At 69.0% G+C, this 18,406-nt stretch carries 21 protein-coding genes; 9 read left to right on the top strand and 12 right to left on the bottom strand.

Going from position 1 to position 18,406, the window contains the following annotated elements; translation table 11 throughout:
• Positions 1 to 469: 469 nt before the first annotated feature.
• Together H0X95_RS16835 and H0X95_RS16830 are read left to right on the top strand one after the other, a co-directional pair.
• Positions 470 to 802, top strand: coding sequence for a hypothetical protein (locus tag H0X95_RS16835; protein WP_006498255.1), 333 nt, complete (start codon positions 470 to 472; stop codon positions 800 to 802).
• A gap of 23 nt (positions 803 to 825) precedes the next feature.
• Positions 826 to 1,047, top strand: a complete 222-nt coding sequence (locus H0X95_RS16830; RefSeq protein ID WP_006490674.1) for a hypothetical protein — start codon at positions 826 to 828, stop codon at positions 1,045 to 1,047.
• 22 nt (positions 1,048 to 1,069) lie between these two features.
• Here the strand turns inward: H0X95_RS16830 and H0X95_RS16825 are convergent, their stop codons facing one another.
• The 6 genes from H0X95_RS16825 to H0X95_RS16800 are packed head-to-tail and all read right to left on the bottom strand — an operon-like array spanning position 1,070 to position 6,858.
• A complete protein-coding gene (locus tag H0X95_RS16825) occupies positions 1,070 to 1,609 on the bottom strand; it encodes a GNAT family N-acetyltransferase (protein ID WP_059722943.1) in 540 nt (179 codons plus the stop codon).
• A gap of 32 nt (positions 1,610 to 1,641) precedes the next feature.
• Positions 1,642 to 2,454, bottom strand: coding sequence for a DeoR/GlpR family DNA-binding transcription regulator (locus tag H0X95_RS16820; RefSeq protein ID WP_012493748.1), 813 nt, complete (start codon positions 2,452 to 2,454; stop codon positions 1,642 to 1,644).
• Positions 2,455 to 2,488: 34 nt separating this feature from the next.
• The gene (locus tag H0X95_RS16815; protein WP_059722945.1) at positions 2,489 to 3,463 is read right to left on the bottom strand and encodes an N-acetylglucosamine kinase; all 975 of its coding nucleotides are present in this window, start codon (positions 3,461 to 3,463) and stop codon (positions 2,489 to 2,491) included.
• Positions 3,460 to 4,641, bottom strand: a complete 1,182-nt coding sequence (locus H0X95_RS16810; protein WP_006483265.1) for an SIS domain-containing protein — start codon at positions 4,639 to 4,641, stop codon at positions 3,460 to 3,462. Before H0X95_RS16810 ends, H0X95_RS16815 begins: the two co-directional genes overlap by 4 nt.
• Before the next feature lie 22 nt (positions 4,642 to 4,663).
• Positions 4,664 to 5,959: a D-tagatose-bisphosphate aldolase, class II, non-catalytic subunit gene (locus H0X95_RS16805; protein ID WP_059722947.1), complete on the bottom strand. Its 1,296-nt coding sequence runs from the start codon at positions 5,957 to 5,959 to the stop codon at positions 4,664 to 4,666.
• The gene (locus H0X95_RS16800; protein ID WP_006498251.1) at positions 5,956 to 6,858 is read right to left on the bottom strand and encodes a DMT family transporter; all 903 of its coding nucleotides are present in this window, start codon (positions 6,856 to 6,858) and stop codon (positions 5,956 to 5,958) included. The genes H0X95_RS16805 and H0X95_RS16800 overlap by 4 nt, the downstream gene beginning before the upstream one ends.
• A gap of 363 nt (positions 6,859 to 7,221) precedes the next feature.
• Between H0X95_RS16800 and H0X95_RS16795 the strand changes: the two genes are divergently transcribed.
• From H0X95_RS16795 to H0X95_RS16785, 3 genes are all read left to right on the top strand, one after another.
• Positions 7,222 to 9,357: a glycoside hydrolase family 36 protein gene (locus H0X95_RS16795; protein ID WP_059722948.1), complete on the top strand. Its 2,136-nt coding sequence runs from the start codon at positions 7,222 to 7,224 to the stop codon at positions 9,355 to 9,357.
• A 125-nt stretch (positions 9,358 to 9,482) separates the two neighbouring features.
• Positions 9,483 to 10,364: an endo alpha-1,4 polygalactosaminidase gene (locus tag H0X95_RS16790; RefSeq protein ID WP_059722950.1), complete on the top strand. Its 882-nt coding sequence runs from the start codon at positions 9,483 to 9,485 to the stop codon at positions 10,362 to 10,364.
• Between the two features lie 175 nt (positions 10,365 to 10,539).
• Complete coding sequence (locus H0X95_RS16785) at positions 10,540 to 11,667, top strand: porin (RefSeq protein WP_196446119.1); 1,128 nt, start codon at positions 10,540 to 10,542, stop codon at positions 11,665 to 11,667.
• 19 nt (positions 11,668 to 11,686) lie between these two features.
• On the opposite strand, the gene H0X95_RS16780 is transcribed toward H0X95_RS16785, so the two are convergent.
• On the bottom strand, positions 11,687 to 11,908 hold the full coding sequence (locus H0X95_RS16780; protein WP_006489160.1) for a hypothetical protein: 222 nt from the start codon (positions 11,906 to 11,908) through the stop codon (positions 11,687 to 11,689).
• A 65-nt stretch (positions 11,909 to 11,973) separates the two neighbouring features.
• A complete protein-coding gene (locus H0X95_RS35975) occupies positions 11,974 to 12,237 on the bottom strand; it encodes an HPr family phosphocarrier protein (RefSeq protein ID WP_227739741.1) in 264 nt (87 codons plus the stop codon).
• 351 nt (positions 12,238 to 12,588) lie between these two features.
• On the opposite strand from H0X95_RS35975, the gene H0X95_RS16770 reads away from it, so the two are divergent.
• A complete protein-coding gene (locus tag H0X95_RS16770; RefSeq protein WP_372585097.1) occupies positions 12,589 to 12,942 on the top strand; it encodes a zinc ribbon domain-containing protein YjdM in 354 nt (117 codons plus the stop codon).
• 67 nt (positions 12,943 to 13,009) lie between these two features.
• Positions 13,010 to 13,846: a hypothetical protein gene (locus tag H0X95_RS16765; protein WP_059722954.1), complete on the top strand. Its 837-nt coding sequence runs from the start codon at positions 13,010 to 13,012 to the stop codon at positions 13,844 to 13,846.
• 60 nt (positions 13,847 to 13,906) lie between these two features.
• On the opposite strand, the gene H0X95_RS16760 is transcribed toward H0X95_RS16765, so the two are convergent.
• Together H0X95_RS16760 and H0X95_RS16755 are read right to left on the bottom strand one after the other, a co-directional pair.
• On the bottom strand, positions 13,907 to 14,092 hold the full coding sequence (locus H0X95_RS16760; RefSeq protein WP_006489181.1) for a ribbon-helix-helix protein, CopG family: 186 nt from the start codon (positions 14,090 to 14,092) through the stop codon (positions 13,907 to 13,909).
• An 89-nt stretch (positions 14,093 to 14,181) separates the two neighbouring features.
• On the bottom strand, positions 14,182 to 14,940 hold the full coding sequence (locus H0X95_RS16755; RefSeq protein ID WP_059722956.1) for a YoaK family protein: 759 nt from the start codon (positions 14,938 to 14,940) through the stop codon (positions 14,182 to 14,184).
• A gap of 242 nt (positions 14,941 to 15,182) precedes the next feature.
• Here H0X95_RS16755 and H0X95_RS16750 point away from each other — a divergent pair, with 242 nt between their 5' ends.
• Complete coding sequence (locus H0X95_RS16750) at positions 15,183 to 15,533, top strand: hypothetical protein (RefSeq protein ID WP_006489163.1); 351 nt, start codon at positions 15,183 to 15,185, stop codon at positions 15,531 to 15,533.
• Positions 15,530 to 15,742, top strand: coding sequence for a twin transmembrane helix small protein (locus H0X95_RS16745; RefSeq protein ID WP_006489184.1), 213 nt, complete (start codon positions 15,530 to 15,532; stop codon positions 15,740 to 15,742). The genes H0X95_RS16750 and H0X95_RS16745 overlap by 4 nt, the downstream gene beginning before the upstream one ends.
• A 111-nt stretch (positions 15,743 to 15,853) precedes the next feature.
• On the opposite strand, the gene H0X95_RS16740 is transcribed toward H0X95_RS16745, so the two are convergent.
• Both H0X95_RS16740 and H0X95_RS16735 read right to left on the bottom strand, forming a co-directional pair.
• On the bottom strand, positions 15,854 to 17,533 hold the full coding sequence (locus tag H0X95_RS16740) for a dipeptide ABC transporter ATP-binding protein (RefSeq protein ID WP_059722958.1): 1,680 nt from the start codon (positions 17,531 to 17,533) through the stop codon (positions 15,854 to 15,856).
• Positions 17,530 to 18,399: an ABC transporter permease gene (locus H0X95_RS16735; protein WP_077175850.1), complete on the bottom strand. Its 870-nt coding sequence runs from the start codon at positions 18,397 to 18,399 to the stop codon at positions 17,530 to 17,532. Before H0X95_RS16735 ends, H0X95_RS16740 begins: the two co-directional genes overlap by 4 nt.
• Between the last annotated feature and the right edge of the window lie 7 nt (positions 18,400 to 18,406).

The following is an 18,406-nucleotide window of genomic DNA, read 5'->3' as shown; positions in this document are numbered from 1 at the left end:
GAATCGTTCGGTGAGCTTAGCTATGGGCCAATCGCCGCCGCCGGGCGGCAGGTACGGGAAGCGCGAGGCGGGGTCGCGCGCGGGGCAGAAACGGTTCGGGGCGAGGGCCGGCGCGGCGCTCGCGACGTTGCGCGGCCGCGCATCCTTCAGACGAAAACGTTTGCGCCAGGCCGCGGTCGCGAACCGCGCTCGCACCGGTCAAACCCAGGCCAGGCAAGGTTAGTCGACATATCATTACAAAATATTACCGACATGGGCGGGTGCCGCTCCCTACAATCTGCGCAGCCGACTCGCGCGCATCGCGCACTGCGATGGCATCGTTTCCCGATCGTATCGACTGCCGGTTTCGACGACACGTCGAGCCATGTCGCTCGCGTGCGGAACCGGATGCGCGCGGGTCGGCGCGACGCCGCGCCGGCGCCTGACGGGCGGGCAAGCGGATGGTACGAACGATTGACGGGGAAATGAAATGACGCCGTTGCAAGTCGTCCAGCGTCTCGAGGCACTCACGCAGGCGATCGAAGCCGCGGTCGCGCGCGCCGACTGGAACGAAGCCGTCCGCGCGGCCGAGATGCGGTCGGCGTTCGTGCTTGCGCTTGCACCCGATCAACCGGCCGAGGTCGTGTCGGCGTTGATGCGCATGCAGGAAATCGATGTCCGGATTTCCACCATCGCGCGCGACACGCTGGAGGCGCTCATCGCGGAGGGCTGGACGGCGTTGCACGCGACCCGGTTGGCCACCCACGCGCTGAGGGTGCGGCAGCGATCGCTCGACGCCGGCGCCGCGGCCACGCGACATTGAAATTCGTTTCTGCAGGTGACGGGATGAGATTCAGAAAACGCACCAGTCACGTCGATGCGACACGGTGGTTCGCCGACGGCGACCATGAACGGGTAGAGCGCCGTGACGGGAAGTGGGCGGTCGCGACGCCGGAAGGCTGGCGGCCGGTGCAGCCGGGCGACTGGATCGTGCGCGATGAAGGCGGCAACTGCTGGCCGATGGAAGACGGCCTCTTCGTGCGTTGCTACGAACCGGCAGCCGACTGACGCGGCCGCCGGCTCGCCGCGCTTATCGGCTCTTGCGCGAAAACATCAACGAATCGGCGTCGTTGAACCGGATAAGCCGCGGCTCGCCGTAACCGGCTTTCTCCGCGACCCGGATCGATGCGACATTGGTCGGCGCGATCAGGCACACGCTGCGCTCGAACCGCTGCTGCGCGTCGAGCCATGCGAGCGCGGCCGCGAGCGCCTCGGTCGCATAGCCGCGGCCCTGCGCCCACGTCGCCAGCGCCCAGCCGGCTTCCGGCACGCCGCGGATCGGCGGTTCGATGTTCCGGTGGAAATCCGCGAAGCCGAGATCGCCGACATAGCGGCCCGACGCCTTTTCGCGAATCGCCCAGTAGCCATAGCCGAGCAGCGGCCACAGCCCGCGATACGCGAGCATGCGCATCCACGAGTCGCGCGGCGCGGACGGCTCGCCGTTGAAGATGTGCGCGACGACGCCGGGTTCCGCCCACATGGCGGCGAGTGCGTCGAAGTCGCCGAGCGGATGGCCTTCGAGCACCAGGCGCGGCGTGTCGAGAACGGGCGGGGACGAGACGGGTGGCATCGGGTGTCCGGAAAGAGGGGATAGTCGGGCGGCTAGACCGTCAGCACGTCGATGCCGCGCTGGCGCAGGTCGTCGACCACGGCTGCGTCGGCGCCCGTATCGGTGATCAGCATGTCGAGCTGCTCGACGCTCGCGATCACCGAGAGATTGCGCTTCATCAGCTTCGACGAATCGGCGACCGCGATCACCTGGCGCGAGATCTTCAGCATCTGCGCGTTCAGTTGCGCTTCGAGCAGGTGCGGCGTCATCAGGCCGATCTCGGGATCGAGGCTGTCGACGCCGAGGAACAGCCGGTCCGCGTACAGCCCCTGCAGCGCGACGACGGCCTGCGGCCCCGACAGCGAATACGAGTTCGGCCGAAGCTGCCCGCCCGGCATGATCAGGTTGATGTGCGGCGCGGCCGCGAGCAGCACGGCCACGTTCAGCGCATTGGTGATCACGTTCAGCGATTGCAGCTTCATCGCGAGGATCTGCTTCGCGATTTCCTCGGTCGTGCTGCCGGAGTCGAGCAGGATCGTTTCGCCGTCGCCGATCAGTGCGGCGGCGGCCGCCGCGATCCGCACCTTCTCCGCGTGACGGAGCTTCTGCTTGACCGCGATCGGCACCTCGTCGCTTTCGCGCAGCACCAGCGCGCCGCCGTGGGTGCGCAGCACCGCGCCGGCCGCCGCGAGCGCGTTCAGGTCGCTGCGCACCGTGACGAGCGAGATGCCGAACCGCTCGGCCAGTTCCTCGACGGTGACCTTCTCCCGCTCGCGCACCAGCTCGCAGATCAGGCGGCGACGTTCTTCGACAAGCAGCGGCGCGTGATCGACGGCAGGCGACGGAGGCACTCGGTGAGCGGGCATGTCCATTTCGGCAAGACAGGGAGCCGAAATGATATCAAAACCCCTGGCCGGGCTGGAGCGCATGCAAGGCCGGCGCGTCGAGCGGCATGCCCGCCAGCCGGGCCGCGTGGACCGCCGCGCCGACGTGGGGCCCGAGCCGCGGCGCGGTGAGCACCGCATCCGGCACGCGGCGCGCGAGCGCGTCGCGCAGCGGCTCGAGCACGCGCGCGCCGGCGTTGAACACGCCGCCGGAATACGACACCGGCAGCGGTTCGCCGGGCGGCCAGCCGAGGGTGCGCGCGACGCCTGCCGCGAGTTGCGCGAGCTCGTCGGTCGCGCGGTCGATCAGCGCGTGCGCTGCGGGGTCGCCCGCGTGCGCTGCATCGATCACGAGCCGCGACAGCTGCGCGAAGCGGCTGCGCACCGCGCCCGCATTCACGGCCGCGCACAGGTCGAGATCGTGTTCCAGCGCGAAGTGCGCGCGCACGATGTCGAACAGCGGCCCGCGCGCGGCGCGGCCGTCCGCCATCCGCGAAAACGCGGCGAGCCCTTCGCGCGCGAGCCAGTAGGCCGAGCCTTCGTCGCCGAAGACCTCGCCCCAGCCGCCGCAACGTGCGGCGCGGCCTTCGCGTTGCCCGTACGCGATCGATCCGGTGCCGGCGACGATGCTGATGCCGTCGCCGCCGGCCAGCGTGCCGGCCCAGCTGCACACCATGTCGTTGCCGATCCGGTAGCGCTCGCGCGCGAACAGCGGCGCGAGCAGGCCGTCGAGCTCGGGCAGCAGGCGGCTGTCCTCGCCGTACGCGGGCAGGCCGGCGAATGCGTACGCGACGTCGTCGCGCGCGACGTTCGCCGCGGCCAGCACCGCATGCACGCCGTCGGCGAGCAGCGTGCGCAGCGCGTCCATGCCGATCTCGAGGTAGTAGCTGGTGGTCGTTTCGTGGCGCGCCCGCACGCGGCCTTGACGGTCGATCACCATGAACGCGGTTTTCGTGCCGCCGCCGTCGATGCCGAGAAAGAGTGGAGTCATGTGGGCTGCCCCGCGTACGGATGAATGGTGACGCCGGCCACGACGCGGTTGACGGTGCCGGACGCGCTCGGGTTGTCGGGCGTGAGCCCGAGCCGCAGCGACGCGAGCAGCGCGAAACACTGCGCGAGCACCAGCGCGACGGGCGCGAGCGCGAGATCGGGCAGGCCGGGCGGCAGCGGCACCGTCAGGTCGTCGCCGGACGGTGACGGCGTGCCGGTGTCGCCCGCGTCGTCGGCCGGCGCGACGCCGACCGACAGTATGCCGGCCGCGCGGTTTTCGCGCCGCAGTTCGCGCAGCAGGTCGAGGTCGTAGCGGCGCGTATGCGGATCGCCGGACAGCAGCACGACGACGAGCGTGCGTTCGTCGAGGAACGTTTTCGGGCCGTGCCGGAAGCCGAGCGGCGATTCGGCCATCGCGACGATCAGCCCGTCGGTCAGTTCCAGCAGTTTCAGCGCGGCTTCGCGCGCGAGCCCGAGCAGCGTGCCGCTGCCCAGATACACGACGCGCTCGGGCAACTGCCGCACGTGCGCGGCGAGCCGCGACGCGTGGTCGCGCAGCAGCGTGCGCGCGGCGTCGGCCAGCGGCCCGACCGGCATGCCGGCCACGCCGAACGCCCAGGCCGCGCCGAGCAGCATGCCGCTGAAACTGGACGTCATCGCGAACGCCTGGTCGTGCGTGGCCTCGGGCAACAGCACGACGTGCGCGCGCGGATGCGTGCCGAGGCGGCGGTTCAGCATGCCGTCGGCCGCGCACGTGAACGCGAGGTGGCGGCAGCCGTCGACGAGGCGATCCGCCAGCTCGACGGCCGCGACGCTTTCGGGGCTGTTGCCGGAGCGCGCGAACGACACCAGCAGCGTCGGCACGCCCGGCTGCAGCGTGTCGCCGGGGTTCGCGACGATGTCGGTGGTGGCCACCGCTTCGACGCGGCCGCCGAAGCGGTGCCGCAGCGCGGGCGCGAGGCACTGGCCGATGAAGGCCGAGCTGCCCGCGCCGGTCAGGACGATGCGCAGGCGGGGATCGGCGAGCAGCGGCGCGAGAAACGCGTCGAGCGCCGCGCGCTGCGCGTCGACGACGGCATGCACGTCGGGCCAGACGTCGGGTTGCTGGGCGATTTCGCGTGCCGTGTGGGCGGCGTGGCGGCGGCTGAGGTCGGCGGGATCGAGGTCGAAAAATTCCATGAGCAGATCTGAGGAGAGTCGGTCACGCGGCACACGCGTGGAGATACGGACGGACGGCCGCGGCCGTGCCGTCTTGCAACAGGGCGCCGGCGCGCAGCGCGAGCCGTCCTTCGCGGACAGCCTCGTACTGGCGCGGCAGATGCTGGCTGACGAGCGTGAGCGGCGGCGGCGACGCATCGAGGCGCGCGAGCAGGTTGGCGCACGCGCGTTGCACGACGGGATGGGTCCAGTAGTAGCGGATGCGGTCGCTCAGGCTGTACGCGAGATCGAGTTCGAGTTGCGCGCCGGCCGGGTAGTAGTCGCGCCAGTGCGCCGGTTCGTTGCGCATCACGCCGAGCACGGTCGCGATGAACCCGTCGTCGCCGCCGAGCCATTCGCGCTCGATCGCGGCCAGCGACCACAGCGTTTCGCGCATCGCGAAGGTCACGCCGGGGCCGACCTTCAGGATCGCGAAGTGGTCGCGCACGAGTTGCGCGAGGTTGTCGGGCGTCTGGTAATCGGTCGAATGCGCTTCAAACACGAGCGCGGGTTCCGTTTCGATGAATGCGCTCAGTTCACGCGCGTTGCCGGCGTCGTAGTCGATCACCTTGTGATGATCGAACTCGACGCCCGGCTGCACGACCATCGCGATCACGCGCGACCACGCATCGTCGAGGCCGGCGCGCGCGAACGCGTCGCGGTGCAGCGCGAGCGTCGAGCCGGCCGCTTCGGGCGTGGTGACCGCGACCGCGTCGAGCGTCTCGTGCGCACCGCCGGGCACCGGCACCTCGGTGCCGATCACGTAGACGGGCGCGTCGCCGCGCGGCGCACCGGCCGCCCACGCGGCCTCGGCGGCGCGGCACAGGCGCACCGCCCGCGCGGCGATCTCGGCTTCGGGCAACGGCTGCGGATCGTCCGCGCACGACATCGAGCAGTCGAGATGTAGCTTGCGGAAGCCGGCCGCCACGTACTGCGCGACCATCGTCTCGGCCTTGTCCATCGCGTGCGCGGCCGGCAGCCGGCGCCATGCGTTCGGGCCGAGATGGTCGCCGCCGAGCAGGATCGCATCGGGGCTCACGCGCTCGCGCGCGGCGATGTCGAATACGTGGCGACGGAAGTCGTGCGGCGTCATGCCCGTATAGCCGCCGTCCTGGTTGACCTGGTTGCAGGTCGCCTCGATCAGCGCGGGGCGTTCGCGCGCCGCGCATTCGCGCAGCGCGGCGGCGATCGCGACCGGATGCGCGGAGCACACGGACGGGATGCCGATCGCAGGTGTGCCGGGCGGCGCGTGACGCGACGATTGCTTGTGACGGCGGACGAGATCGAGCAGCGGGTTCATGCCGACTCCCCCGCCGTGTGGGTTGCCGCGGCGCCTTCCGGCTGCAGCGCGAGCAGCAGCGCGGCCAGCAGCGCCAGCGCGATGCCCGTGAGCTTGCTGCCGGTCGGCGTCGCACCGGTGACGATCATCGAGATCACCGACGTCAGCAGCGGCGCGCCCGCGTTGACGAGCGGCGACACGACGATCGCCTTGCCGAAGCGGAACGCATAGACGAGCGTCAGCGCGCCGATCGCATTCAGCACCTGGATCACGGCGGCGAGGCCCGGGCCGCCGATCCCGTAGTTGATCGTGCGGCCGAAGTCGGTCATCCACAGCGCGAACGGCACGCACAGCAGGCCCGTCAGCGCCATGTAGAAGAAGATCGATTCCGCGTCCATCGTCGCGTTCGCGATCTTGATGAAATACGCCTGCAGCCCCCATGCGACGAGCACCAGCAGCGCGAGCGCGAACCACAGCCCGAACCGCGCGGGGCCCTGGCCCGACTGGAAGTCGAACAGCGGCAGCGAGCACAGCGCGAGCACGATGCCGGCCACGCCGAGCTTGCCGGTGCGTTCGCGCAGCAGCAGGAACGACAGCGCGATCGTCAGCGCTGGCGACAGCGACACGATCGGGAACACGAGATACGGCGGCCCCGATTCGACCGCGCGGAACAGCAGCATCTGCCCGCCCGCGCCGAGCAGCCCGATCGCGAGCCCGAGCGCCAGCGAACGGCCATCGCACCGCACACGCCAGCCGGCGCGGCCGAGCGCGACCAGCGCCGGCGGAATCATCGTGAACGCCCAGACCACGTAGATCAGCGTGTCGGGGAAGCCGTGTTCGGCGGGCAAGCCGGTGAATGCGCCCCACACGCCCCAGAGCAGGGTCGTGACGAGCGCGTGAACGAGCCAGTTGTTTTGCATCGGTCGCGTCTTTCGAAGTGGGTTCTGATCCGTCGAATGCTTTCGTTTGATGCCGTGCAAGGCGAAATCGGAGGCGTTCGGCGGGCGAGCCCGACGACGTTCCAGCAGAAATCGGCAGAAACGTGCGTCGGGAGCGGCCAATCTATGAGCTTTCGATTTCTTTCGTTATTAGTGTAAACCACAAACGAAAGAAATCGAAAGATCGACTAGATTGCCGATCTGCGCGAGACGGATGCGTCGGCGCACGGCCCTTCTTCACGAGGAATTCCGTATGAACGCTTGCTTTTCCTTTCGATTTCCACTGCCTGCCCGGCGTGCCGGCAGCGCGGCGCGCTGCGTGCCGTTGCGTCGCGAGGTGCGTCCATGACCACCCGGCGCGCGTTCGTGCAGTGGCTGGCCGCCGGCGCGGCGAGCCCGATTCTGGTCGGCGTCGGCGTGCGCGATGCCCGCGGCGGCGAGCCGTCGCGCGTCGCGCTGCGTGACGACCGGCTCGTGATCGAGTTCGATCCGGCGATGCGCAGCCGGCTGGCCGTGCGTCGCGGCGGCGGCACGCGTGCGCTGACCCGCTTCGATGCGAGCGAGACGCTCGAGCAACTGATCGGCCCGGCGCCGGCGCCGACCTCGGACGGCCCCGCGCCCGACACGCGGCCGGTGCGCACGATCGATCGCTTCGCGCTCGTCGACGCCGTGCATGCGGACGTCTCCACCGCCTTCGGCGCGGGGCGGCAACTGCGGCTGGTGGGCCGGTCGGCGCACGGCTTCGAGAAGACGGTGCGCATCACGTTGCTCGACGCGCGGCCGGGCGTCGCGCTGCTCGACACGCAGTTCCGCAACGTCGGCACGCAGCCGACCGACGTCCGCGCATGGAACGTCGCCGCGCACCGGCTGCTGCCGGCCGCGGCCGGCGCGGGCGGCTACTGGACCTATTCGGGCGCGAGCCACGCGGACCGGCGCGACTGGGTGCAGCCGGTCAAGGCCGGCTTCGATCAGCGCAATTTCATGGGCATGAACGCGTCGGACTATGGCGGCGGCACGCCGGTCGTCGACGTGTGGCGGCGCGACCAGGGCATCGCGCTCGGTCACCTCGACATCGTGCCGCGCCTCGTATCGCTGCCGGTGAAGGCGGTGCGCGACGAAGTCTCGCTCGGCCTGCGCGGCGAGCAGACGGTCACGCTCGCGCCGGGCGCGACGCTCGATACGCCGACCGCCTTCGTGATGCTGCACGACGGCGACTATTTCGTCGCGCTCGATACGTACCGGCAGATGATGGGCGCGCAGGGTTTCCATGCGCCGCGGCCGCCGGCGAGCGCGTACGAGCCGATCTGGTGCGCGTGGGGCTACGAGCGTCAGTTCAGCCTCGACTACGTGCGCGCGACGCTGCCGAAGGTGCAGGAACTCGGCTTCAAGTGGGCGGTGCTCGACGACGGCTGGCAGCGGCGCACCGGCGACTGGGTGCCCGACCGCGCGAAATTCCCGGCCGGCGACGCGGACATGAAGGCGCTCGTCGACGACATCCATGCGCGCGGCCAGAAGGCGCGGCTGTGGATCGCGCCGCTCGCGGTCGCGCCGGGCAGCGACGAACTGCACGACCACACCGACATGCTGCTGCTCGACGCGGACGGCGCACCGCAGGCGATCACCTGGTGGAACAGCTTCTATCTGTGCCCGGCCTACGAGAAGACGCAGGCGCACATCGCCGCACTGATGAAGAAGGTGATCGGCGAGTGGGGCTTCGACGGCGTGAAGATCGACGGCCAGCACCTGAACGGCGTCGCGCCGTGCTACAACCCCGCGCACCGGCATGCGCGGCCGGAGGATTCGGTCGAGTACCTCGCCGATTTCTACCGCGTGTTCCATGACGCCGCGCATGCGATCAAGCCGGATGCGGTCGTCGAAGTGTGCCCGTGCGGCACCGCGTACGCGTTCCACAACATGCGCTACATCGACCAGGCGCCGGCGTCCGATCCGCTGTCGAGCTGGCAGGTGCGCCACAAGGGCAAGACGCTGAAGGCGCTGATGGGCGCATCGTCCGCGTACGCGGGCGATCACGTCGAACTGAGCGACGGCGGCCGCGATTTCGCGTCAGCGGTGGGCGTCGGCGCGGTGATCTCGACGAAGTTCACGTGGCCCGTCGATCCGAAACCGAAGGACTCGTTCCTGCTGACGCCCGAGCACGAGCAGGCATGGCGGCACTGGGTCGAGATCTACAACGCGCACCGGCTCGCCGAGGGCCGCTATCGCGGCGAGCTGTACGACATCGCGTTCGACAAGCCCGAGGCTCACGTCGTGGAAAAGGACGGCGTGCTGCATTACGCGTTCTACGCCGAGCGCTGGAGCGGCCCGGTCGCGCTGCGCGGCCTGCAGCCCGGCCGGTCATACCGGATCGTCGATTACGCGAACGGCAATCGCGAGGTCGGCCGCATCGCGCCGGGGCACGACGCGATCGCATTGCGCTTCGAGCATGCGGCGCTGCTGCGCGCCGAGCCGCTCGACGCGTGAGCGTCACCCCGCAACACCGCGTACCACCGCCCGGGCCACGTGTCGTCGCGCATCACCGGGCAACCGGCAGTTCCGCAACGCGCAGTTCCATTCGTCATTCCGATCCCTCCACTGGAGATGCTTCGATGAAAAAAATTGCACGCAACCTTTCCGGTGTCGCGGCGCTCGCGCTGTGCGCCTCGATCCTGCAGGCCTGCGGCGACGGGTCGTCCGATCCGTTGTCGGCGAAGGCCTTTGCCGCGTCGCCGCCGGCCGTGGCGGCGCCCGCGCGCGCCGCGTCGCACTGGACGCCGGCGGTGGGCGATACGTGGCAATGGCAGCTCAAGGGCAAGCTCAATACGTCGTACAACGTGGCCATCTACGACATCGACCTGTTCGATACCGACGCGGCGACGATCGCGGCGCTCAAGCAGGCGGGGCGCAAGGTCGTCTGTTATTTCTCCGCGGGCAGTTCGGAGAACTGGCGGCCCGATTTCTCGAAGTTCAAGGCGTCCGACCAGGGCAACGAGCTCGACGACTGGGAGGGCGAGCGCTGGCTCGACATCCGTTCGAGCAACGTGCGCGAGATCATGACGGCCCGCCTCGACCGCGCGGTGGCGAAGGGATGCGACGGCGTCGAGCCGGACAACGTCGACGGCTATGCGAACGACACCGGTTTCCCGTTGCAGGACACCGATCAGTACGCGTTCAACGTGTTCATCGCGAACGAGGCGCACAAGCGCAATCTGGCGGTCGGGCTGAAGAACGACGTCGATCAGCTCGTGGCGCTCGAACCGTCGTTCGACTTCGCGGTGAACGAGGAATGCAACGAGCAGAAGGAGTGCGACGGCTACACGGTGTTCACGTCGAAGAACAAGCCGGTGCTGAACGCCGAGTATGCGGGCAAATACCGGACGCCGAGCGGGCAACGCACGCTGTGCAATGCGGCGCGCGCGCTCAACATGCGCACGCTCGTGCTGGCGAAAAAGCTCGACGACAGCTACCGGTTCAGCTGCGACGGCGCCTGATCGAACCGCGCCCGTCGTGACGGGCGAACCTGTGTGACCGGTGTCCGCGCGCGCACGCTCCGTGCCCGGGCGTGCGCGCCGTGCGCATCGGATGCCGCGATCCGGCGCGCGATGCACGGCCGACGCCGCATCGACGTCCGTTCAAATCGATTCGCACTACTTATCCAACAATACGATGAAAAATTGCATGCTGATTGCAGGCGCTGCCGTGGCGGCCGCGCTTTCCGTCGCCGCGCGCGCGGAGGGTTCGGTCACGCTGTACGGCACGATCGATACGGGTGTCGCGTATCTGAACCACGCGGAAGCCGGGAAGTCGCGCGTATCGATGTCGTCGGGCGCGTTGTCGGCGAACGAATGGGGATTGACCGGCAGCGAGGCGCTCGGCGGCAACATGAACGCGATCTTCACGCTCGAGAACAATTTCGACGTCGGGACCGGCCAGCTCGACGGCGGCCGGCTGTTCGGCTCGAAAGCGTTCGTCGGCGTCGCGTCCGCGACGTGGGGCACGCTGACGCTCGGTCGGCAGAACGATCCGGTGACGGATCTCGTGCAGCCGATCACGGCCGACGCGTTCAGCGGGCTCTTCGCGCCGCCCGGCGACGTCGACAACTACGACAGCAGCGTGACGTTCAGCAACGCGGTCAAATGGACAAGCGCGGCGTGGCACGGCGTGACGGTTGCGGCGATGGTGTCGCCCGGCGGCGTGGCCGGCGCATCGGGGTCGGGGCTCGCGTATGCCGGCGCATTCGGCTATGCGGACGGTCCGCTGAGCGCGGCGGCCGGCTACCTGCACGTCGACAACGGCAACGCGCTCCGTTCGACGCGCGGCGCATCGTCGGCCGATTCGTTCTTCAACAGCGCGGTGAACCGCGCGTATGCGTCGGCGCGGTCGATCGAAGTCGCGCGCGCCGGGGTGCAGTATGCGATCGGCAACGTGACCGTCGGCGCGGCGTTCAGCTTCAGCGAATACCGGCCCGACGCGTCGTCGACGTTCATGCACGCGCAGCGCTACCGGAACGGTTCGGCGTTCGCGCAATGGCAGGCGCTGCCGTCGCTGCTGACGATCGTCGGCTACAACTTCACGTGGTCGGGCGGCGATTCGTCCGCGCGCTATCACCAGGTCAATGCCGGCGTCGACTATCTGCTGAGCAAGCGCACCGATCTCTATACGACGGTCGGCTACCAGCACGCGAACGGCTTCAACGGAACCGGGCCGGCCCAGGCCGTGATCGGGTCGTACAACGTCGATGCCGGCACGAATTCGCAGTTGCTCGCGATCGTCGGCATCCGGCACCGGTTCTGAGCCCGGTTGCCGGCGCGCGTTATTTGCGGCTTTTCAGGAAGGAGCGTCCTTCGGCCGTGATCGATGCGCCGGAGCGGCCGTGCGCGGGATGGCTGACGAACCCGGCGCTGACGAGTTCCCGCGCGATCGACCAGCCGAGCGCCGGCGCGTCGCGGCCGTAGCGAACATCGGCGAGCCGTTCGAGCGCCCAGATCGCGGAGGCCGACAGGTTGGGGGTGTTGGACGTGAGATTGTCGTTCATCGCTTCCTCGGGAAATGGGGTGTCGGGGTGGACGGCGCATGGCCGCGGGATCGGCGGCGCAGGCGTCAGCTTGCCTGCAGCAACGGCAGCAGCGCCTGCAGCGCGGCCTCCTCGTCGGGGCCGGTGGCGAGCACCTGGGCCGACGTGCCGCCGTGAACCTGCAGCGACGCGATCGCGCCGCCGTCTTTTGCGTTGCTGCTGTGCCCGTTCGCGATCAGCTGGATGTCGCTGTCGAAACGGCGTGCCGCGGCGACGGTCGCGTCGCGCGCGGCGCGGCCGCGATTGCGGTTCCATGCGGGGCCGATTTGAACGTACACAACGATTGCCACGATGCTGGAAAGCCTCCGGACAGGTGGGCGGGGCGGTGCGCGCCATGCACGGTTGCGCACGTGTTGCGGACATCGGACGGCCGGTATTCACGATTTCTCCCGCAGGGTCGCGGGCACCGGCCGGGCGGAGTGCGCGCGCCATCCGGCGCGAACATGCCGACATCCGCTGCGAAGGCGCATTCAAGTGCGCGGATTGTCGGGAAGTGCGTGATTATAATGCATCGGCCAGATCATGTGAATTGCATTATAATGCGGTGTGCGCCGATGCCGGCCCGCGGCGTTGCCGGCGGGCGTGTCGCCCGCATCCGGGCGCGCAACCTGCTCGCCCGGCATCATCGAACTCCTCCCCGAATGGAAGCCGCAATGAATGCCCCCGCCTGCCCGAAATGTGCAATGGAAAACACTTACCCGGACGGTGCGCTGACCGTCTGCGCGGACTGCGGCCACGAATGGTCGGCCGACGCCGGCGCCGAGGCCGGTGACGAACCGGCGGGCGACGTCGTCAAGGACGCGAACGGCAACGTGCTGTCGGACGGCGATTCGGTCGTGCTGATCAAGGATCTGCGTGTGAAGGGCTCGTCGATCACGCTGAAGATGGGCACCAAGGTCAAGAGCATCCGGCTCGTCGGCGGCGATCACGAAGTCGACTGCAAGACCGACATGGGCGGCTTCATGCTGAAGGCGTGCTACCTGAAGAAGGTCTGAGCGCGCGGTTCAGGCGACCGTTGCCTTCGCGTTTTCATCCGCCGCGTTTTCATCCGACTACCCGCACATGGCCGAGGATCGAACTTCCTATGACGCGTTCGTCAGGTTCCTGGCGACGCCGCTGAACGACGGCCGGCCTTTCGTGCTGCGGACGCAGCATGCGGTGTCGCTGCACTTCGATCATTTCGGCACGCAGAGCTTCATGTCGCTGCGCGATCCGATGCGGCTGGAGCTGGGTTATACGCGCGTGATGATGGGTTTCCTGCTGCTGCAGCCCGAGCCTGCACACATCTGCATGCTCGGGCTCGGCGGCGGTTCGCTCGCGAAGTACTGCTACCGTCACCTGCCCGGCACGACGATCGATGCGGTCGAGATCAATCCGGACGTGATCGCGCTGCGCGACGTGTTCAGGATTCCTGCCGATGATGCGCGGTTCAGCGTGGTATGCGCGGACGGCGCGGATCATCTGGAGCGGGCGGGCGTCCGGACCGACGTGATCCTGCACGATGCGTTCGTCGCCGACGGTATGCGCGGCCGCTGTGCCGGCCGCACGTTCCTCGACGCGTGCCGCACGCGCCTGAGCGCATCCGGCGTGCTAGCGATCAACTTCATGGACGACGATCCGGCGTTGCCGCAGCACCTCGAGCAACTGCGGTCGGTATTCGGTTCGTCGTATGCGCTGCTGCCGTGCGGCGACGACAACAACTTCGTCGCATTCGCATGGAAGGACGGCAGCCGGCTGCCGTCGTTGCGTATCCTGCTGGAGCGGGCGCTCGCGTGCCCGCAGGCCGGCGAACTGAAGCTGGCTGCCACCGCGAGGCGCATGAAGCACGGCGAGGGCATCGATCCGCGGCGGCTGGTCTGGCGCGCGCAGTCGCACGAACGTTGGGAGATCGGCGCGTAACGGTACCGGGCGGTACCGGGCCGGCGGGGCCGGTGCCGCGCGCGGCCGGTGCGGCCGCGCTTACTTCACGCGCTTGCCGATCGCGCTCCGGGTCTTGTACGTGACGCCGTGCCGGTCCAGATATTCGCGGATCAACTGCCGTACGACTTGCGACGGCGTAAGATCCTGCTCCGCGCAGAGCATCTCGAAGGCTTCCTTCTTCGCGGGATCGATCAGGACGGTCAGGCGGGCGGTTTTCGTTTCCATGACGGGGCGAGGGTGGTCGATATGTTAATCAAATTATAATCGATCCGCTTTCGGCGTTACCGCGCGCGAGCGCCGCCTGTCGCGCACGATCAGCGTTTGCTGCGCAGCAGCGCGAGCAGGTCGTCGATCACCGGCACGATGGCGAGCGTGACGAGCACCGCGGCGAGCGGCACGGTCGACACGTAGCCCACGCGCTTGAAGCCGATCGCGCCGGCCAGGCCGCCGACGAAGAACGACGAGAGCATCGTCGCGTGAATCCGCAGTTTCGAGCGGTTGGCGATCACCGCGTGCGCGTCGACGTCGATGGCCGACCGGTTCCAGTAGAACAGCTTGCCGAGCTCGATGCCGAGGTCGGTCACGATGCCCGTCATGTGCGTCGTGCGGATCTCCGCGCCCGACAGTTTCGTGATCGTCGCGTTCTGCAGCCCCATGATGAAGCACAGCAGCGTCACGGTCACCGGCACGAAGAAGGTTTCCCACAGGGCCAGATGGCTGCCGAGCAGCCCGAACAGCAACAGCAGCGCGGCTTCGATCAGCAGCGGCAGCATGAACTGGCTGTGCAGCCCGCGGCGGCGCCCCCAGTTGACGAGGACCGCCGAGCACGCGGCGCCGATCAGGAACGACCCCAGCGAGCTGATGCCGGCGAGCGCGAGCCGCACGTCGCCGAGCGCCGTCTGGTCGGCGATCGCCGACACGATGCCGCTCATGTGCGACGTGTACTGCTTGACCGCGAGAAAGCCGCCGGCATTGGCCGCGCCGGCGACGAACGCGAGCGAAAACCCGAGCTGGCGGTTCGCGGTCGCGCTGCGGTGTTTTCCCGTCAGGTTTCGAAAGTACTGCGCTGGCATAAGGGTGTCGCTCGATCGTCGCGGATTCGCGGTCACAGGCCGAAACCGGTGCCGGACGTCGTGACGGGCACGCCGCTTGCACCGGATACCGGGGCTGTCGAATCATGTGATGAACATGATAATGTCATTATCATACTCTGTTGGCCGGATGGTGCTTTCAGTACAATGATGGAAGGCGCCGCCGGCTGGCTGTTTCGCCGCTGCGCGGCGCGCGCTTGCGATTCCCTTCTGCCCACCGCTTCATGACCCCGATCAAGTTCATCCTGCGCTACACGGCGATCCCGTTCACGGCCATCGTCGCCGTGGTGATCTGGACTGTCATACCATCGTCGAAAGAGATCGATGCGAGACAATATGCGGCGCTGTCGCGCGCGTACGCGAGTTTCCCGCTGCCGTTCCGGCGCGAGATCTCGGACACGATGGAGCACGGCACGATCAACGACCGGCGCTATCAGGCGCTCGTGCGCGATTCGCTGGGCAACGGCGTCGCGCTGGACTGGCCGGCGTCGGGCGTCGGCGGCGTCGCCGACGAGCGGCAAAAACTGGCCGAACTGATTCAGGCCGATTCGGATCTTCAAAGGCAACGGCAATGAAAACCCTGCTGGTTTCTGTGGCATTCGCGATGATCATCGCGAGTTTGATCTTCGCGCTGTACTTCATGAATCACGATCGCGGCAAGTCCAAGCGGATGGCGTGGTCGCTCGCCGCGCGCGTCGGGTTGTCGGTCACGCTGTTCCTGTCGCTGCTGATCGCGTACAAGCTCGGCTGGATCGAACCGACCGGGTTGCCGATCGGGCGCTGACGCGCGATTGCCGCGCGGTTCGATCCCGCGTGATCGCACCGAAGTGGACTTGACGGCGAGAACCGGTGGTCGATCAGCCCGTGACGGCGGTTCGACGGGGGCAGGCAGCCGTCATGCGAGCGCGGTGAGGGTTGGGGCGATGACCGCGCTGCCGGGCAGCGTGGGCAGTGCGTCGAGGAGCGACGCGGTATACGGGTGCGACGGCGCGTCGAATACCTGCGTAACCGGCCCGCTTTCGACCACGCGGCCCCGCCGCATCACGAGAATCCGGTCGGCCACGTGATGCACGACGCCCAGGTCGTGCGAGATGAACAGCATCGCGGTGCCGTGTTCGGCCTGCAGATCGGCGAGCAGGTCGAGCACCTGCGCCTGGATCGACACGTCGAGCGCGCTGACCGGTTCGTCCGCGACGAGCAGCGCCGGGTTGGACGCGAACGCGCGCGCGATCGCGACGCGCTGGCGCTGGCCGCCGGACAATTCGCGCGGGTAACGGTCGAAGCACGCCGCGCCGAGCTGCACTTCGTCGAGCAGTTGCAGTACGCGGCGGCGGCGTGCGTCGCCGTGGAGTCCGGCCACCTCGAGCCCTTCGCCGATGATCCGGCCGACCGAATAGCGCGGATCGAACGAACTGTACGGGTCCTGGGCGATCAGTTGCAGCCGCGCCCGGCGGGTGCGCCGCGCGGCTTCGGGGATGCCGTTCCATGGCCGGCCGTCGAGCGTGACGGTGCCGGCGTCGGGTTCGACGAGCCCGAGCACGATGCGCGCGACCGTCGATTTGCCGGAACCGGATTCACCGACGATGCCGAGCGTCTCGCCGCGCGCGAGGGAGAACGACACGCCGTCGACGGCGGCAGGCGCATCGCGCCCGCCGTAGCGTTTCGTCAGCGCGTCGACGGCCAGCACCGGCGCCTGCGTGTCGATGCGCTTCGGCGGCAGGGGCACGCGCTCGGCGCTCGCCAGCCGGAACCCGCGCGACGCGGCGGTGGGAATTGCCGCGAGCAACGCACGCGTGTACGGATGCGCCGGTGCGCTCAGCACGTCGCGTGCCGGCCCCTGTTCGACGACCTGGCCCGCGCGCATCACGAGCACGCGGTCGGCCAGATCGGCCACGACCGCGAGGTCGTGGCTGATCAGCAGGATCGCGTCGCCGGCGTCCCGGCGCGCACGCAGCAGCGACAGGATCTGACGTTGCACGGTCATGTCCAGCGCCGTGGTCGGCTCGTCGGCAATCAGCAGCGACGCACCGCCCGCGATCGCGGTGCCGATCAGCACGCGCTGCCGCAAGCCGCCCGATAACTGATGCGGATACTGCGGCAGCCGCCGCTCTGGATCGTCGATGCCGACCGCGCGTAGCAGATCGGCGCTGCGCGCGGCGACATCGTGCCGGCGCGTATCGTGCAACGCCTCCGCGACGAGGTCGCGCACGCGCCACAGCGGGTCGAGCGACACCAGCGCGTCCTGCAGCACGTAGCCGATCCGGCGGCCGCGTATCGCGCGCCAGTCGCGCTCGCGATGGCCGCGCGCATCGATGCCGGCGATCTCGAACCGGGCGGCATCGATCACCGCGTGCGGACCGCTCAGTCCGACGAGACTGCGCGCGGTGACCGACTTGCCGGAGCCCGACTCGCCGACGAGCGCGACGCATTCGCCGGCATGCACGGCCAGGTCGAGCGGGCCGACGACGGGCTGGGTGCCTCGCGGGCCGCGAAACCCGATCGTCAGACGCTCGATGCGGACCAGCGGCACGGCGGCGTCGGTCGTTGCGCTCGCAATGGTATCGCGCGTGCTCATGCTGTCTCCCGGTGCTCGAAGCGCGCCTGCCAGTAGCCGCCGAGCGCATTCACGGCGATCACGGCCGCGGTGATCGCGAGGCCGGGCCACACCGCGATCCACCACGCGTTGTACAGATAGTTGCGGCCCTCGGCGAGCATCAATCCCCATTCCGCCGCGGGCGGCTGCGGCCCCATTCCGAGAAAGCTCAACCCCGACGTGCCGATGATCGCGGTGCCCAGCCCGATCGTCGCGAGGACCGGCACCTGCGCGATCGCATGCGGCAACACGTGCCGCCACACCAGTACCGCCGGCGCGAGGCCGAGGGTGCGCGCGTGCTCGACATAGCCGGACGCCGCGACGACGAAGGTTTGCGCCCGCACCACGCGTGCGAAGCGCGGTACCGACGCGACGCCGAGCGCGAACACGAGGTTGACCGCGCCGGGGCCGGTGAACGAGATCAGCATCAGCGCGAGCAGCAGGTCGGGGAAGGCGGACACGACGTCGAGCACGCGCGTGATCAGCTCATCGAGCCAGCCGCGCGCGAGACCGGCGCACAGCCCGAGCGCGGTGCCGAACAGTGTCGCGACGCCGATCGCGGCCGCGCTGATCGACAGCGAGTAGCGGGCGCCATGCACGACTCGCGAGAAGATGTCGCGGCCGAGCTGGTCGGTGCCGAGCCAGTGCTCGGCGCTGCTGCCGAGCTGCGCGGACAGCGGATCGGCCGCCAGCGGGTCGTAGTGCGCGAGCCAGCCCGGTGCGACCACGGCGATCGCGTTCAGCAGCAGATACACGGCGGCGAGCGCGAGGCCCGGATGGCGGCGCAGCCAGCCGGCGGCGGCGAATGTGGCGGGCGTGCGCAACGTGAAGTCGATGGGCGTGGACATCGAAGTC

This window comes from Burkholderia sp. 9779_493 (assembly GCF_015712215.1).
GTDB classification, from domain to species: Bacteria; Pseudomonadota; Gammaproteobacteria; order Burkholderiales; family Burkholderiaceae; genus Burkholderia; species Burkholderia cenocepacia.
Note: the sequence above shows the minus strand (reverse complement) of the source record. Positions and strands in the feature narration are given on the sequence as shown.